This is a genomic window from Sphingomonas sp. BE123 (genome assembly GCF_031456015.1).
Classification (GTDB): Bacteria; Pseudomonadota; Alphaproteobacteria; order Sphingomonadales; family Sphingomonadaceae; genus Sphingomonas.
This window is the reverse complement of the sequence record NZ_JAVDTW010000002.1, coordinates 1,424,830-1,439,965: the sequence shown is the minus strand read 5'-3', so window position 1 is coordinate 1,439,965 and position 15,136 is coordinate 1,424,830. Positions and strand designations below refer to the sequence as shown.

Below are 15,136 nucleotides of genomic sequence, written 5' to 3'. Positions count from 1 at the left end.
CATCGCGCCGGAGTTTGTCGTCCGCGCCGCAGATCGCATTCTTCGCTTTATCGCAGGTAGTTGAGCAGGCTCAGATCGCTGAGCTGGCTGAAGACCGAATAGCTCGCCTCCAGCGTCGTCTTGTGCAGGGCGAGGTCCATCGCGACCTGTGCCAGGTCGGCATCCTCGTTGCGGCTGATCACGTCCTTGAGCACCAGCGCGCGTTCGTTGGCGCGATCGACCAGGGTCTCGGTCTGCGCCAGGCGTCGGCCGTTCTCGGAGTTCACACGGCGGATGTCGGTGACGGCGGCATCAAGCTCGATCTTGATATCGGTCAGCGCCGTTTTCTGAGCGTCGGTGAGCAGTTCACCGAACGGACCCGCCTCCTGCAGCTTGCGATAGACTTCGGTCATCGCCGTGCCGAGCTCGGTGGCGGTGATGCCATAGTTGAGGTCGAGACCGTCGCCGACACGCGCCCGGGCGATCGCCTTGCCATCGACAAAATGATCCGCCGGCACGGTGCCGACCAGATCCTCGATCTTGGACGGGGTATAGGGCGTGGTCGCGATGCCGCCGCCGAACAGCGGCAGCCCGCCTTCGGAGGTGTTGAGCATCGAGCGGAACTGATCGAACGCAGCCGAAATTGCCTCGCCGAGGCCGGCGGCCTCGCCGGTGCCGACGGCCAGCGACAGCCGGTTGCCCAGCTCCATCGATCCGTTTTCGATCGCGGTGATCGAGGTTTCGTACAGGCTGAGCGTGGTGCCGAGCCGGGTCGCGTTCTGCGCGTGCGATTCCTGCTTGGCGAGCAGCGTGTGCGCCGACAGCGTGCGCACCGCCTCGCTGCCGAGCGCGGCGAGATCGGGCGCTTTCTTGCCGGTCGACAACTGCGCCTGGGTTTCGGCCAGCTTGCCCTGCGTGCGCTGGATCGAAAAGGCCGTGGTCTGCTGGAGCGGAATGGTAGCGACGCGCATCGGTCAGATCCTCAACCCACGGTCCCGAGCAGGGCCTGGTACATTTCATCGGCCACGCGCACGACGCGGGCTGCGGCGGAATAGCTGTTCTGGAGCACGATCATCATCGACAGTTCCTCGTCGATGTTGACGCCCGAATAGGTGTCGCGACGCGTGATCGCGTCCTGGCTGCGCGCGCTGGCGTCTTCGTAGCGCGTCTGGGCGTTCGCGGCGGTGGTGCCGGTTTCGCCAAGGATCAGCGAAGCGTAGCGCTCGAGCGTGACATTGCCTTCCTTGCCAAGGTCGGTGACCTTGCCGAAGCTGTCGGCATAGAATTGGGCGGCGCGGGTGTCGGACGCGAGCACGCCGCGCTCCCCCACCACCGCATCGGTATCGAACACCGCGAGCGGCAGACGACCGGGGCTGTTGCGGAATTCGGGCGAGACCTGCCCGGCGGCGAGGCCGCTGGTGCTGCCGGTCAGTCCCGAGAGCGCGCTGAACGAAATCCCGGTGCCGTAGCGCCCGGTGGAGTCCGACGGGATCGAGATGCTGGTCCCGGTTACGCCGGCGGCCTGGTCGAACCGGAATCGCCCGCTCGAGTCGATCGAGAAGGTGCCGTAGCTGGCGACCTCGCTCGCATTGAGCTGGGTGACGAGGTCGCCCATCGTCCCGCCGCCGGTGGCGGTCAGCGTGGTCCGGGCGATGACACGGCCGGAGGAATCGCGCAGCATGATGTCCGACGTGCTGCCATCGGCAAAGCCGTGCGGATCGCCGCTGGCAAAGCCGGCAGGCACCATCAGCGCGCCTTCGGTGCGGATGACGTCGTTGAGTCCGAAATACTGGCTGAAGCCGGTCCCGCCGCGGTTCGACGGGGTCAGCGGATCGTCCGCCACGGCGACGCCGCGTCCGACCCCGACGGCGTCGATCGTCAGCCGCCCGTCGGTGAAGCTGGCAGTGCCGGCGCCGCCGAGGCCGGCGTTGATCGCCGCAACCGCATCGGCAACGGTCGCGCCGGGGCCGAGCGCGTAGAAATCGACCCGCGTGCGTGCCACGATCGTGCCGTCGGAACCCATGACCGCAAAGATGCTGGCGCCGGTGAAGCCGAGCCGGTCGGTCGTGGCGAGCGCGGTGGTCGCGCCGTTGAGCCGCGACGGCGGCGGCGCCGCGCTGGATGCATTGGACGCGCCGTTGATCGCGCGGGCGAGCCCGGTGAACAAGGTGCCGAGCTGGTCGCGAAATCCGGGGAGCGTGCGGTCGCGCAGTTCGAGCAGCCCGCCGAGCTTGCCACCCACTGCCGAGGATTCGACACGATCGCCGGTCGCTGCGCCGAGCGCGCCGGAGTCGGTCGCAAAGCGGATATCGATGCCGGGATATTCGGCAAGCGCGGCGCCCGACCCCGATTTCGAGGTCGGATAGGACAGCAGCCGCATCCGCGTGTCGAGCAGCGGCGCGCCGCCCGCGGTTTCGATCATCAGGCGACCATTGGGCTGTTCACGGACCGTGACCGCCATCAGCGTGCTGAGTTCCTGAACCGCATTGTTGCGCTGGTCGGCGGTGCCGGCCGCGCTGCGACCGAGCCCGTCGAGCCGCGAGACGGCATCGTTGAGCGAATGGATCTGCTTGAGCAGCGCGTTGATCCGCTCGACCGTCAGTCCGGTTTCGGCATCGACGTCACCGGTCAGCATCGAGATATCGGTGTCGAGCCGCTGCAGCGTGCCGACCGCATCGGTCGCGCGCGCGACGAAATCGGCGGCATTCTGCTCGGCACCGAGCGCCCCGGTCATGGCGATCGCCGCGCTGTTGATCGCGTTGAGCCGTGCCGGGATCCCCGACTCCGATCCGGGTGCGCCCAACAGGGTCTGCATCCGGTCGAGATAGCTTGCCGTCACCTCGGAATTGCCGAGATCGTTGGCGCGGCGATAGACCGCCGCTTCGAGGAACTTGTCCGCGATGCGGGTCGGCTCGCCGACGACAACGCCGGTGACCCGCCCGCCATGAACCGAGGCGGACTGGTTCGCGCGTTCGCGGGCATAGCCGGGGGTGCCGACATTGGCGATGTTGGTCGACACCGTCTTGAGCCCGGCCTGCGCCGCGCTCATGCCGGATACGGCCGCCCCCAGAATTTCCCCGATCGACACGTCCAGTCCCCCGCAGTTTCAGCGATCAGCGCTTGAGGTTGCTGACTTCGGACAGCATGTCGTCCACCGTCGTGATGATCTTCGACGCAGCGCTGTAGGCGCGCTGGAAGCGGATCATGTTGCTGAACTCCTGCGCCAGATCGACGGTCGACGCCTCGAGCGTGCTCGAACGGATCGTGCCGGCGCCAAGCGCCCCGGCGATGTCGATCGACGCATTGCCCGACTTGTCCGACAGCAGATAGGCGTTGCCCGAAATGCGGGTCAGGCCGTCCGGGTTCGGGAAGGTCGCGACCGGAAGCTGGAACACCGGGCGGGTTACGCCATTGTCGAACACGGCGCTGAGCAGGCCCGTTTCCGAAACCTGGATCGAGGCGATGTTGCCGAGCACACCGCCATCGGTGGTCGCGGCGATCATCGCCGATTCCGAGCCGAACTGGCTGAGGCCGCTGATCGTGCCGTCTTCACCGAGGCCCAGCCGGATCGGAACCGAGCCCGCGCCGTTGGTCCAGGTCACGTTGACCGGATCGAACAGGCCCGAGGTGTAGACGCTGTCGTCACGGATCAGGCTGCCGTCCGGGTTGAAGCGCAATTCGCCGCTCGCCAGCACGCCGTTCGCCGACGTGACGTCGCTCGCCGGCTCGGCATAAAGCTCGCCCTGCCAGGTGTTCGCGCCGGTGCGGATATAGGCCATGGTCACGCGGTGCGACGTGCCCTGCGCATCGAAAATGTCGAACGAGCGGCTGAACGCCGGCTCGACCGTGCCATTGGCGATGTCGCCCGACGCATAGGCGCCGGTGTGCATCGGTGCGGTCGACTGAAGATTGGCGCGCACGTCGATCTTGGTCGAGGGCGCGGCAGCACCGGTCAGGTCGCTGACGCGAACCGGCGTCAACGCCGCGACGTTGCCGGTGTTGGTGAATTCACCGAAGCTGTCGAGGCGCCAGCCCTGCAGATACATGCCGGCCGCGTTGCGCAGATAGCCGAATTCGTCGGGCCGGAACGAGCCGGCGCGGGTGAAGGCGACATCGTTGCCGGTCAGCGCTTCACGCACGACGAAGAAGCCGCCGCCCTCGATGCCGAGATCGGTGGTGCTGCTCGACGCCTGAAGCAGGCCCTGCTTCGAGATCAGCGCCTGGGGCGCGGCCATCACGCCGCCTGCGGTATAGGTCGACTTGGCCCGTCCGTCGCTGACCAGCGTGCGGAACTGGGTATCGTTCCCCTTGTAGCCGATCGTGTTGATGTTGCTGATATTGTCGGCGACGACCGCCATTGCGGTAGCTTCGGCGCCAAGGCCGGACACGCCGGCATACAGAGCGGAATAAAGGCTCAAGGACTGTCTCCAGTTCACGCCCCAACGGGCAGGACATGGCCATGATAGACAGTCGGGAGGGTGGCCGGTTCGCGCGGCACGCCAATATTTCCTGGTGGGCAAAAATTTCCGGGTGCGGGACCGCGCCCTTCCCCGCCCCTCTATGAAAGCAGCAACCCAAGTGACGAGGACGAACCCATGCTGCGAATTTCCCTGCGCGACGGCGAGGCGCTGATCATCAACGGCGCATTGCTGCGCGCCAAGGGCCGCACCGAGCTGGTGATCGAGAACAAGGTCGCGCTGCTGCGCGGGCGCGAGATCATGGCGCCGGAAGAGGCGACGACGACGGCCCGCCGACTGTATCTGGCCACGATGATGGCATATCTTGGCGACTCGCCCGAGGAGCACAAGAACCAGGTCATCGACCAGCTCACGCTGCTCATCCCGACGATGACGAGCGACGAGGGCCGCGCGGCGTGCGTCCGCTTTGCCCGGCTGGTGGCAGAGGGCAATTATTACCGGGGTCTCGGCGCCTGCCGCACCCTGATCGAGTTCGAGGACGCCGCAACCGCGCCCGCGGACGAGGCGGCCTGAGGCCATCGCCGTGCACAGCCTGTCCTCCACTGCGCGCACGATTTCCAGCCTGCCACTGGAGAAACGCTATGGCCGCGTCACCGCGGTCCGCGGCGCGCTGATCGAGGTGGAGGGACTGGCCGGCGCCGCGCAGATCGGCGCGCGGATCGACATCGACACGCCCGAGGGGATGGTCCCGTCGGAAGTGACCGGGATCGAGGCCGGCATTGCCCAGTGCATGCCGTTCCGCGAACCGCAGGGGCTGAGTTCGGGGACGATTGCCTGGCTGCATCCCGGCGCCCTGTCGCTGCGCCCGTCGCATGGCTGGCTGGGACGGATGGTCGACGGCCTTGGCCGCGCGGTCGATGGCAAGGGCGAACTGCCGCTTGGCCCGACCCGCCAGCCGATCAAGGCGCCCCCGCCCCCCGCCGCCGCGCGCGCACGCGTCGGCGACCGGATCGAGACCGGCGTCCGCGCGCTCGACCTGTTCGTACCGCTGTGCACCGGCCAGCGACTTGGCCTGTTCGCCGGATCGGGCGTCGGCAAGTCGGTGCTGCTGTCGATGCTGGCGCGCTGGACCGAATGCGATGTCGCGATCATCGGCCTGATCGGCGAGCGCGGACGCGAGGTGCAGGAATTTGTCGAGGACGATCTGGGGCCGGAAGGTCTCGCCCGCAGCATCGTCGTCGTCGCGACCTCCGACGAGCCCGCGCTGATGCGGCGCCAGGCGGCATGGACGACACTCGCGCTCGCCGAATATTTTCGCGATCAGGGACTGCGCGTCCTGTGCCTGATGGACTCGGTCACGCGCTTTGCCATGGCGCAGCGCGAGATCGGCCTCGCCAATGGCGAGCCACCGGCGACGCGCGGCTATACCCCCACCGTCTTTGCCGAGCTGCCCCGCCTGCTCGAGCGCGCTGGCCCCGGCCTGCCCGGACAAGGATCGATCACCGGCCTGTTCACCGTGCTCGTCGATGGCGACGACCATAATGAGCCGGTCGCCGACGCGGTACGCGGCATTCTGGACGGGCATGTCGTCATCACGCGCCGCATTGCCGAGCGCGGCCGCTATCCGGCGATCGACCTGCTCAAATCGGTGTCGCGCACCCTGCCCCGCTGCCTCAACGAGGATCAGAACGCGACCCGGCTCGCCGCGCGGCGCGTGCTCGGCACCTATGCCGACATGGAAGAGATCGTGCGGCTCGGCGCCTACAAGATGGGGTCCAACCCCGAGGTCGACCGCGCCGTCGCGATCGCGCCCCGGATCGAGGCGATGCTGACTCAGGGCAAGGGCGATCGCGGCAATGCCGACCAGTCCTTTGCCGAACTCAATGCACTGGTGGAGGAAGCGCATGCGCACGCCCTATGACGCCGCGCTGCGCGCGCTCGACCGTGACATGGACGCGCTCAAGGGGCTGATCGCCGACGCCACCGCGCGGCTTGAGGAAATGGCGACGCTGCACGACGCGCTGAGCACGCAGATCGTGCGCGAGCGGCAATTGTCGGCGATGGACTGGCAGCTGTACGGCGACGCCTATCTCGAACGCGCGCGCACCGAGCGCCGCCAGCTCGAGCAGCTGCGCCACGAGGCCGAGGTCGAACTGGCGATGCTGCGCCGCCAGGCCGCCCAGCAATATGCATCGATGAAGGCGATCGGCAACGCTGCCGATCAGTACAAGGCCGAAGCGGAACGCGCGCTGCAGGCCGCCGAGCAGGCGATGCTCGACGACCTGACCGCATCGCGCTTCGTGCGCCGCGCGCGCGAGGCCCGGAGGAACCACCGATGACCACCATCCACACCCGCCCGCTGGGGTCACCCGACACCGCCGCGACCGCTGCGGCGATCCATCGCAACGCGCTGGGCGCTGCCCAGAAGCGGCTATGGGCCGCCGCGATCGGTACCGCGTCGCCCGATGTCGAGGCCAAGACCCAGCCGCTGCCGGGCAACGAGCAGATCGACCTCGACAGCCTGTTGGAACTGGCAGGCAAGGCGACCCAGCCCCGCATCACTGCCGCCGATCTGCACAGTCCGGATTTTCGCGGGTTCGACGTCCAGGCAACGCCGGCGATCGCGATCGAAAGCACCAGCGGCGCGCTGCCGCTGGACGCGACGCGGCTGGGTGCCAATGCCCGCCATGCCCCGGCGCTCGAGCGGGCAGCGGAGCGCACCGGCATTCCCGCGACCGCACTGGCCGCGATCGTCAACGCCGAGGCGGCCAAGGATTCGTCCGGCCAGTGGAATGTCTATTCGCGCAACAGCCGATCGTCCGCCGCCGGGCTTGGCCAGTTTCTCAGCCGCACCTGGGAGGGGATGGCCGAAACGCGGGGAACCTGGCTGAACCAGACCGCACAGGCGAAAGGCTGGCTCGACCGTTCCGGGCAAGTCCGCGCCGGCGCCCGCGCCGAGCTGCTGCAACTGCGCTACAACGCCACGGCGTCGATCGAAACGACCGCCGACTACGCACGCAACAACCTCAAGCTGCTCGAGCGCTCGGGCGTGGCGACTGGCAGCGATCCGTCGGCAGTCGCCCGCACCGCCTATCTGGCGCACCATCTCGGCCCGGGCGACGCGATCAAATATCTCAAGTCCGGCCTGACCGACGAGCGCGCCGGGCTGCTGCTGCGCGCCCAGATCGGCTCGCCGCGCGCGCAGCAGGCGATTGCCCGGACGGGCGACGCCAGCGCCGCGCACCGCGCCTGGCTGGACAATTATGTCGGCAGCCGCGTGCGCCCCGAGCGTTATGCTTAAATCTAGGTAAGTTTGCGGAGCCCGACCAACCCTCCGGTATTTATCCTATATGGGTAGGACAAGTTTGAGTTCGAAGGGTTCGTCATGTCCATCAGCGCGGAATTGGTTGATCGCCTCGCCTTTGCCGGGTTTACCGACGCGCATCGCGACGCCCTGATCCGGTTCGGTCCGACGCTGAAGCGCGCGCTGCCCGGCATTCTCGACCAATTCTACGCCAACCTGCGCACCTGGCCCGAGCTCGCCGCGATGTTCACCGATGCCGAGGCGATGCCGCGCGCCGCACGGGCACAGGCAACCCACTGGGAGGCTCTGTTCTCCGGGCGGTTCAACGATGCCTATGTCGAATCCGTCAAGCGGATCGGGCTGATGCACAGCAAGATCGGGCTGAGCCCGCGCTGGTATATCGGCGGCTACAGCTTCATCCTGCAGCACCTGTTCGCGCTTGCCGCGCGGAGCCAGGGCCGCACCCTGACCGGCGCCGCGGCCCGTCGCACGAGCGACCTGTGCACCGCGATCAACATGGCGGCGATGATCGACATGGACCTCGCCATCTCGGGCTATATCCTTGAGAACAAGGTTACCTATGACGAGAAACTGACCGCGCTCGCGGCGGAGTTCGAGGCGCAGGTAGCCGGGCTGGTCGACCAGTTGAGCGTCGCATCGACCGAACTGGAAGCCAGCGCGGAAACGATGACCCAGAATACCGGTGAGGCGAACAACCGCGCGCTCGCCGTCGCCGCTGCGGCGGAACAGGCCAGCGCAGGTGTTCAGACCGTCGCCTCGGCCGCCGAGCAGCTTTCGGCGTCGATCCAGATGATCGCTCAGCAAGTGGCGGATTCGAGCCGCACGACCAGCCGTGCGGTGCACGATGCCGAGCAGACCGACCAGGTCGTCCGCGCGCTCGACGAGGCGGCCGAGCGGATCGGCACCGTCGTCGGCCTGATCGGCCAGATTGCGGGCAAGACCAACATGCTCGCGCTCAATGCATCGATCGAGGCCGCGCGCGCCGGCGAGGCGGGCAAGGCGTTCGAGGTGGTCGCCGCCGAGGTCAAGGCGCTCGCCAGCCAGACCGAACGCATGACCGAGGAAGTCGAAAGCCAGATCCGCGAGATTCAGGACGCGACTCGCCGCGCCGTATCGGGCCTGGGCAACATCACGCGCACGATCAGCGAGGTCGCCGAGATCAGCAACACGATCGCAAGTGCGATCAATCAGCAGAACAGCGCAACCGCAGACATCAGCCGGAACATCCAGCAGACCGCCCAGGCGGCACATGAAGTGTCGGCAAACATCGTCGGCGTGAGCCAGGCATCCGAGGCGACGGGGACCGCCGCAACGCAGATTTTCTCCTCCGCCAGCGCCCTGTCGGGGCAGGCCGGGACCCTGTCGGATCAGGTCCATCGCTTCGTCGAACAGGTCCGCGCGGCGTAAGACCGAAACTACCGTAGAAGTACATATTGTGGAATTACGTATAGGAGTGGTTTACTCCTATTTACCGCAAACGGCGATGATGTCCCTGTAGCCGACGCACTCATGGCGGACGGCGAAGACGATCGAGGGGACGATCATGTCGAACACCACCGCCGCGCTCGAAGCCGCAGTTGCCGTCGTTATCGAGAACCTGCCCAAGGACGGTCAGGCGCAGACCAATCGCCAGCGCGTGTATGGCGAGCGCGCCTTCGCCCAGGTGCTGAAGCTGCTCGCGCCGCGCATCCGCCACTTCATCCGTCAGTATGGCCTTGCCGCCCATTGGGACGATGCCGAGCAGTGCTGCGCGATCGGCGTGCACCGCGCGATCCAGGCCTATGACCCCGAGCGCGCCCAGTTCACCACCTTCGTCAACTGGCAGCTGCGCGGCGAACTGCAGAGCCTGCGTTTCCGCGTGATGACCGACCAGCGCCCGTCGGCGAAGAAGGTCGAGGCGACCACCGTCTCGCTCCACGCGATCAGCGTCGGGGCCGAAGGCGAAGCCAACACGCTCGACAGCATGATCGAGGACGAATTCGCGCTGGAGCGCACCGAAGCGGCGGCTGGCGAGCATCTCGCCGTCAAGACCCGCGAGGCACTGCTCGACGCCTATGTCGAGCATCTGCGCGGCGTCGCGATGGAGCAGATGAAGCGCCGCGCCCGCAATGCCCGGTCGGTGCAGGTTCAGGACCCCCGCCTGCCCCGCTATCGCGCCGGTGCCGCGATCATCGATCCGGCGGAGATCGCCGAGCTCGAGGAAAAGCTGGACGCGCAGCGCCGCATGGTTGCGCGCCGCCTGTCCGACGATGCCGCCGACCTGGATGTCGAGTGCGACCCGCAGGAGCGCGAGCGTCAGCGCCAGGTGGCCAAGCGCGCCGCCAAGACGATCGCCGACATCGCCGCGAACGATCCGCGTTTTGGCGGGATGTTCGAGCGCCCCCGCGCCCAGCCCCGCCGCCGCGCGAGCGACACGGTCGAACCGGTCGCCAGCAGCGTGCTTCCCGACCACAATGCCCCGCACAACCGGCTGAGCCGGGTGATCGCGGTCATCCCGGCCCCGACGCCGGACAGCCCGGAGATCGATCGGGACGAGCGCGACGCCGCACTCACCCCCGGCACTGTCCGTTCGCGCTGAGCCGTCGCCATGATCCGCGAGAGCACCATGACCGCGCACGCCGCCGCCGAACCGCTGATGCCGTTCATCGAACCGGGACTGGACGAGGTCGTCCGCGAATTCTGTCACAACGCCCGGCACTGGTTGGACCAGTCGGGCCATCTGATCGCGGTGTGGGGCACCGGGGCCAACGGTAATTTCGGATCCAGCTGGGATCGCTGGCTGAAGCGTCATGACATCGCCCCGGCGCGCAGCGCGCGTCCGGCCGAACGGCTGGCAGCTCAGCTGCTCGACCGCGTCCGCCACCGCTGGCCGCTGGGCACCGCGCCGCACAGCATCGGCCTGTTGAGCGATGGAACCGGCGTTGCGCTGGCGCCGGAGGACCCCTGGCCGCTCGCTCCGGGCTGGCTCGACCGCCGGATCGCCCGGCCCGGCAGCCTGGTCGCGCTGCGGCGTTTCGACCCGGCCGGTAACTGGGCGCTGATCTCCCATCCGCCGCGCACGTCGGCGGCGCGTCAGATTAGTTAAGTTTCCTCACCAAGTCGCTGCAATCCCGACATTTGGAACATCGGGACAGTAATGCTATCCTATACTCAATTTGGGATAGTTCAGCGGAGGTGGAGATGGACGCGCCGGTCAAGCTCAAACCCGCGCCCGGCGCGGGGGCGATGCCGATCGACCCCTATCGCGCGTTCATCTTTCCCAACCACATTCGCGAGCTGCGCCGCCGCGCGGGTCTGCAGAAACTGATCGTCCTGTCCCATCGACTGCCGGGCATCACTTATATCCGCCTGTCGAAGATCGAGCGCGGCGAGGTGATTGCCCGCGCGGCCGAGCTGGTGGAGATCGCCGCGGTGCTGGGCGTGGCGCCCGACGCGCTGCTGGTCGATGTCGACGCGCCGGGCTTTGCCATCGATAGCTGGGCGGCACCGTTCATCGATCCCGGAACGCTCGACATCGAACGCGAGCGCTTCGCCATTCTGGTCGCTGCGGCGGTTCGCCACATCCGCTCCACCGACCGCGCGCTGACGATCCAGGCAATTGGCGAGCGGCTGGGCATCGCCGCGGTCAATCTGTCGCGGATCGAGAATGCCCAGCGGCATTTCGAGGACTGGAATCCGGCGACGCAGGCCGCGATCGCGACGCTGATGGGAACCGGCAGCACCGCTGCGCTGCGCGCGCGCATCGATCAATTGCATCGCGCGGGCGAACTCGATCCTTGGATCCCGGCGGTTTCCGATCCGGGCGAACGGCTGCGGCGCACGCGCGAGCGGATCGCGGCCTTGCGCGCGGAGTTGGCGGGTGACCGCACCACCGCCGGCGCCCGCGCGCCGCTCGCCACAGCTGCGCCAGCCGAATTCGCCGCCACGACCAGCGGCACGCTCGCGGTGCGGGGGATCGCCGGCGCCGATGGCCTGATCCTCGACGATCCGACCGGCGAGCGGATCCAGCCGCCGCCGGGGTGCGGCGCCCGGGTCATTGCGCTGCGGCTGTGCCGCGCGACGCTGGGCGCCGGATTGCCCGGCCAGGCGATCCTGTTCGTGGACCCGGACCGCTATCCGGTCGCGGGCGGGCTGGCCGCACTGCGCGAGGCGGGCGGGTTTCGTATTCTGGCGGTCACGATCGATCGCGACGGGGTGCTGGTCGGCCATAGCCAGCAGCCGCCGCTTACCCTGCCGCTCAGCCCGCTGACCCAGGATGATGTTCACGCCGTGGTTGCGGCGCGTTTTCTGTAAACGGTTGTTCTGTCGCGCATGTGCGCTAAAGTCACCACTGCCCGGGGCGACCGGGACGGTGGTGGGCAGACTGTGGCAAGGGGCGTTTCAACACTCCCGCAGGGCACGATGCGCGGCAAGGCGGCCGCCATCTGCTTTGCGCTCGCCTGCCTGATCTGCCTCGCCGGGCTGGCCGGTGCCATCTTTGCGGTTCCGGCGCTGAGCAGCCCGCTTCCGGGCTCGGCGCCGGTCTGGCCCCCTTCGCTGATCGCCATGCTGATACTGGCAGCGATGCTGCTCGTGCTGACGCTGGGCCCTCCACTATCGTGGCTCCACCGCGCCGCCCCGATCATCGCCGCCGCAGTCGCAGGCGGCGCGCTGGTGATGCTGATCCTGTCGCTGGCCGGCCAGACACGCGGCAGCCCGGTCTCGTGCCTGCTGGTGACGGGACTGGCGGTATCGGCTCTGGGACTGATGCGCCGCGACGCGCCGGCAGCGCCGATTGCCGCACTGATCGCTGCACTGGTGATCAGCTTTGCACTGCTGATCCTTGCCGGGCAGCTGATCGGCGGCGGCGCGCCAGCCAGCGCGGACCTGCCGTGGCATATTCCGATTCCGACCAATCTGGCCGAACTGGCGATCGGCGCGGGCCTGCTATTGCTGGCGACCCAGCGGACGCTGGCGGAGTACCGCACCGAGGGCCATGGTCCGCGCCCGATCCTGTTGCGCGCGGTACCGGCACTGATGGTTGCGCCCGCGCTGGTGCTGGCGGGCGGCCTGATCCTGTTCCGCAACAGCGGCTTTCCTGCGTCCACCGAGATTTGGGGGATGTTCGCGAACACGCTGGTGGTCGGGTCGGTGCTGTTGTGGGCGGTGATCCGGCTGGCGCGTCAGGGATCGACGCTGGATGAGGTGCGAAGCGCGAGCGCGGACAGCGACCAGCGCCTGATTCTGGCCGCGAAGGCGCATCGCATCGGGATTTTCGACATGGACGTGCCCAGCGGACAGCTGACCTGGTTTGCCGGGACCGAGCCGTTCATGGGCGTCCCCGAAGGGATGCTGAGCACCTTTGAAGGCTGGCAGCGCGCGGTGGTACCCGACGACCGGAACATGTTGCGCAAGCGAATTGAGGCGGCAACCTGGGCCAAGGCCGACCAGATCAGCTTTTTCTACCGTCTGCGTCTTCCCGATGGCGCGATCCGGGCAATCGAGGGCTCGGCGCGCTGCTTCTATGATGCAAATGGCCAGCTTGTCCGGCTGGTCGGGGCAAGCATCGATGTGACCGACCGGGTCGAACAGACGTCCCAGCTCGCTGCGCGTGAGGCGCAAATGCGCTCAATCCTGGAGACCGTTCCGAGCGCGATGGTCACGATCGACGTACAGGGCAGGATTCTGAGCTTCAGCCCGGCCGCAGAACGGATGTTCGGGTATGAGGCCAATAGCGTGATCGGATCGAGCGTCGCGATCCTGATGAACGACGCCTATGCCGCCCGGCACGACGCGGCACTCGCGCGCTATCTGCGCACCGGCGAGCGGCGGATCATCGGCAAGCCGCAGATTTTGAGCGCGCTGCATGCCGACGGCACCGAGTTTCCCATCGAACTCAATGTCGGCGAAGCGGTGCATGAGGACCGCCGCATCTTCACCGCGTTCATCACCGACCTGTCGGACCAGTTGCGGACCGAGGAAAAGCTGGAACAGTTGAGCAGCGAGCTGACCCAGATCGGACGGATCAACGCGATGGGCGAACTCGCCGCCGCGCTGGCGCACGAGATCAACCAGCCGCTCGCCGCAATCACCAATCATGTCGCGACCGCCGAGATGATCCTGGAGGACGAGCGCGTTCCCGACCCGCTGCACGACCGCCTGATCCTGCAGCTCAAATCGACCCGCGAGCAGGCGTTGCGCGCCGGCGAGATCATCCGGCGCCTGCGCGAATTTGTCAGCCGGCGCGAAGTGGATCTGCGCGTCGAGCCGGTCGAAACGGCAATTCGCGAAGCAGTTGCTTTGGTACTTGTCGGATCACAACGGATCGACGTATCCTTCAGCTATGATCTTGCTCCAGAGGCGCCTTACATGTTCGCCGACAAGATCCAGATCCAACAGGTTCTGGTCAATCTGATGCGCAACGCGCTGGAGGCCGTGCGTGCAACCGCCGCCACCCAGCCCAGTATTCGGGTCGCGACCCGCCGTATCGATGACGACTGGATCGAGTTTTCCGTTGCCGACAATGGCCCGGGGCTGTGCCCGGAAAAGCTGGACAATCTGTTCAAACCCTTCGCATCGACCAAGGGTCAGGGAAATATGGGCATCGGCCTGCTGATCTGTCGCAGGATCGTCGAGGCACATGGCGGGGCGATGTCGGCGCACAACAACGACGCGGGGGGGGCAACCTTCCGCTTTACCGTTCCCGGCGCCGGACGGGAGACAGGGGAGGAGTAATGCAGAGCGTATATATCGTCGACGACGATCAGGCGGTCCGCCAGTCGCTGCACGGACTGCTGTCAGAACGGCCCAATCTGGTCATCCGGGTGTTCGCATCCGGCGACGCGTTACTCGACAATCTCGAGCCGAGCGATGGCGGCGTCCTGCTGCTGGATTTCCAGATGCCGGGCCGCAACGGGATCGAGGTGATGCGCGAGCTGCAGGAGCGCAACGCCAAGTTCCTGACGATCATGCTGACCGGCCAGGGCGACATCTCGCTCGCGGTTCAGGCGATGAAGGCGGGGGCAACCGACTTTCTCGAAAAGCCCTATGATCCCCATCACCTGCTCAACCTGCTCGACCATGCCTTCGAGCGATTCAACGAGACGAACGGGATTGCCCAGCGCCGCGAACAGGCGCGCGAACGCATCGCCCGACTCTCGCCGCGCGAGCATGAGGTGCTGATGGGCCTGATCGAAGGCCGGCCGAACAAGGTGATCGCACACCAGCTCGACCTGTCGCCGCGCACGGTGGAAATCTACCGCGCGAACATGATGGAGAAGCTGGACGTCAGCAGCCTGTCCGAAGCACTGCGTCTGGCCTATGCGGCGGAGGTCGCAGCGCCGGTCTGAAGCGATCGCCGATGGCCCAAATGCCATCGGCCCGCCGCCCTGCCCGCCCTGCACACCATGGTGCGGGGCGGGCCGGCGACGGGCCG

General features: G+C 67.3%; 13 protein-coding genes. 10 read left to right on the top strand and 3 right to left on the bottom strand.

Translation table 11 applies throughout. The annotated features are described in order from the left end of the window. Nucleotides 1–47: 47 nt before the first annotated feature. Genes J2Y54_RS15095 through J2Y54_RS15085 form a run of 3 tightly spaced genes read right to left on the bottom strand, consistent with a single transcriptional unit; the run spans nt 48 to nt 4,397 of the window. Entirely contained in the window at nt 48–950 is a 903-nt protein-coding gene (locus tag J2Y54_RS15095; protein ID WP_310040905.1) for a flagellin, read from the bottom strand. 11 nt (nt 951–961) lie between these two features. Next, nucleotides 962–3,067, bottom strand: a complete 2,106-nt coding sequence (flgK, locus tag J2Y54_RS15090) for a flagellar hook-associated protein FlgK (protein ID WP_310040904.1) — start codon at nt 3,065–3,067, stop codon at nt 962–964. Between the two features lie 25 nt (nt 3,068–3,092). Next, nucleotides 3,093–4,397 carry a flagellar hook protein FlgE gene (locus tag J2Y54_RS15085; RefSeq protein ID WP_310040902.1) on the bottom strand — a complete coding sequence of 435 codons (1,305 nt, stop codon included), beginning with the start codon at nt 4,395–4,397 and terminating at the stop codon, nt 3,093–3,095. 177 nt (nt 4,398–4,574) lie between these two features. On the opposite strand from J2Y54_RS15085, the gene J2Y54_RS15080 reads away from it, so the two are divergent. The 10 genes from J2Y54_RS15080 (at nt 4,575) to J2Y54_RS15035 (ending at nt 15,050) form a co-directional block, all read left to right on the top strand. Further along, the gene (locus J2Y54_RS15080) at nt 4,575–4,970 is read left to right on the top strand and encodes a flagellar biosynthesis repressor FlbT (protein ID WP_310040900.1); all 396 of its coding nucleotides are present in this window, start codon (nt 4,575–4,577) and stop codon (nt 4,968–4,970) included. Nucleotides 4,971–4,980: 10 nt separating this feature from the next. Next, nucleotides 4,981–6,318, top strand: coding sequence for a flagellar protein export ATPase FliI (gene fliI, locus J2Y54_RS15075; RefSeq protein WP_310040899.1), 1,338 nt, complete (start codon nt 4,981–4,983; stop codon nt 6,316–6,318). Continuing rightward, complete coding sequence (locus tag J2Y54_RS15070; RefSeq protein ID WP_310040898.1) at nt 6,302–6,736, top strand: hypothetical protein; 435 nt, start codon at nt 6,302–6,304, stop codon at nt 6,734–6,736. Before fliI ends, J2Y54_RS15070 begins: the two co-directional genes overlap by 17 nt. Beyond that, complete coding sequence (locus J2Y54_RS15065) at nt 6,733–7,698, top strand: peptidoglycan-binding protein (RefSeq protein ID WP_310040897.1); 966 nt, start codon at nt 6,733–6,735, stop codon at nt 7,696–7,698. Before J2Y54_RS15070 ends, J2Y54_RS15065 begins: the two co-directional genes overlap by 4 nt. Nucleotides 7,699–7,782: 84 nt before the next feature. After that, the gene (locus J2Y54_RS15060; protein WP_310040896.1) at nt 7,783–9,129 is read left to right on the top strand and encodes a globin-coupled sensor protein; all 1,347 of its coding nucleotides are present in this window, start codon (nt 7,783–7,785) and stop codon (nt 9,127–9,129) included. Nucleotides 9,130–9,265: 136 nt separating this feature from the next. Further along, nucleotides 9,266–10,300: a sigma-70 family RNA polymerase sigma factor gene (locus tag J2Y54_RS15055; RefSeq protein ID WP_310040894.1), complete on the top strand. Its 1,035-nt coding sequence runs from the start codon at nt 9,266–9,268 to the stop codon at nt 10,298–10,300. Between the two features lie 27 nt (nt 10,301–10,327). Continuing rightward, a complete protein-coding gene (locus J2Y54_RS15050) occupies nt 10,328–10,807 on the top strand; it encodes a hypothetical protein (RefSeq protein ID WP_310040893.1) in 480 nt (159 codons plus the stop codon). A gap of 95 nt (nt 10,808–10,902) precedes the next feature. Next, the gene (locus tag J2Y54_RS15045) at nt 10,903–12,015 is read left to right on the top strand and encodes a helix-turn-helix transcriptional regulator (protein ID WP_310040891.1); all 1,113 of its coding nucleotides are present in this window, start codon (nt 10,903–10,905) and stop codon (nt 12,013–12,015) included. A 108-nt stretch (nt 12,016–12,123) separates the two neighbouring features. Beyond that, on the top strand, nt 12,124–14,436 hold the full coding sequence (locus J2Y54_RS15040) for a PAS domain S-box protein (protein ID WP_310040890.1): 2,313 nt from the start codon (nt 12,124–12,126) through the stop codon (nt 14,434–14,436). Continuing rightward, nucleotides 14,436–15,050: a response regulator gene (locus tag J2Y54_RS15035; RefSeq protein ID WP_310040889.1), complete on the top strand. Its 615-nt coding sequence runs from the start codon at nt 14,436–14,438 to the stop codon at nt 15,048–15,050. The genes J2Y54_RS15040 and J2Y54_RS15035 overlap by 1 nt, the downstream gene beginning before the upstream one ends. Nucleotides 15,051–15,136: the final 86 nt, after the last annotated feature.

What these genes read in the sequence shown, in the direction of transcription:
- J2Y54_RS15095 (WP_310040905.1), bottom strand. Translation starts at nt 950, where the DNA reads ATGCGCGTCGCTACCATTCCGCTCCAGCAGACCACGGCCTTTTCGATC.
- J2Y54_RS15040 (WP_310040890.1), top strand. Translation starts at nt 12,124, where the DNA reads ATGCGCGGCAAGGCGGCCGCCATCTGCTTTGCGCTCGCCTGCCTGATC.
- J2Y54_RS15035 (WP_310040889.1), top strand. Translation starts at nt 14,436, where the DNA reads ATGCAGAGCGTATATATCGTCGACGACGATCAGGCGGTCCGCCAGTCG.
- J2Y54_RS15045 (WP_310040891.1), top strand. Translation starts at nt 10,903, where the DNA reads ATGGACGCGCCGGTCAAGCTCAAACCCGCGCCCGGCGCGGGGGCGATG.
- J2Y54_RS15080 (WP_310040900.1), top strand. Translation starts at nt 4,575, where the DNA reads ATGCTGCGAATTTCCCTGCGCGACGGCGAGGCGCTGATCATCAACGGC.
- J2Y54_RS15070 (WP_310040898.1), top strand. Translation starts at nt 6,302, where the DNA reads ATGCGCACGCCCTATGACGCCGCGCTGCGCGCGCTCGACCGTGACATG.
- J2Y54_RS15060 (WP_310040896.1), top strand. Translation starts at nt 7,783, where the DNA reads ATGTCCATCAGCGCGGAATTGGTTGATCGCCTCGCCTTTGCCGGGTTT.
- J2Y54_RS15050 (WP_310040893.1), top strand. Translation starts at nt 10,328, where the DNA reads ATGACCGCGCACGCCGCCGCCGAACCGCTGATGCCGTTCATCGAACCG.
- J2Y54_RS15065 (WP_310040897.1), top strand. Translation starts at nt 6,733, where the DNA reads ATGACCACCATCCACACCCGCCCGCTGGGGTCACCCGACACCGCCGCG.
- J2Y54_RS15055 (WP_310040894.1), top strand. Translation starts at nt 9,266, where the DNA reads ATGTCGAACACCACCGCCGCGCTCGAAGCCGCAGTTGCCGTCGTTATC.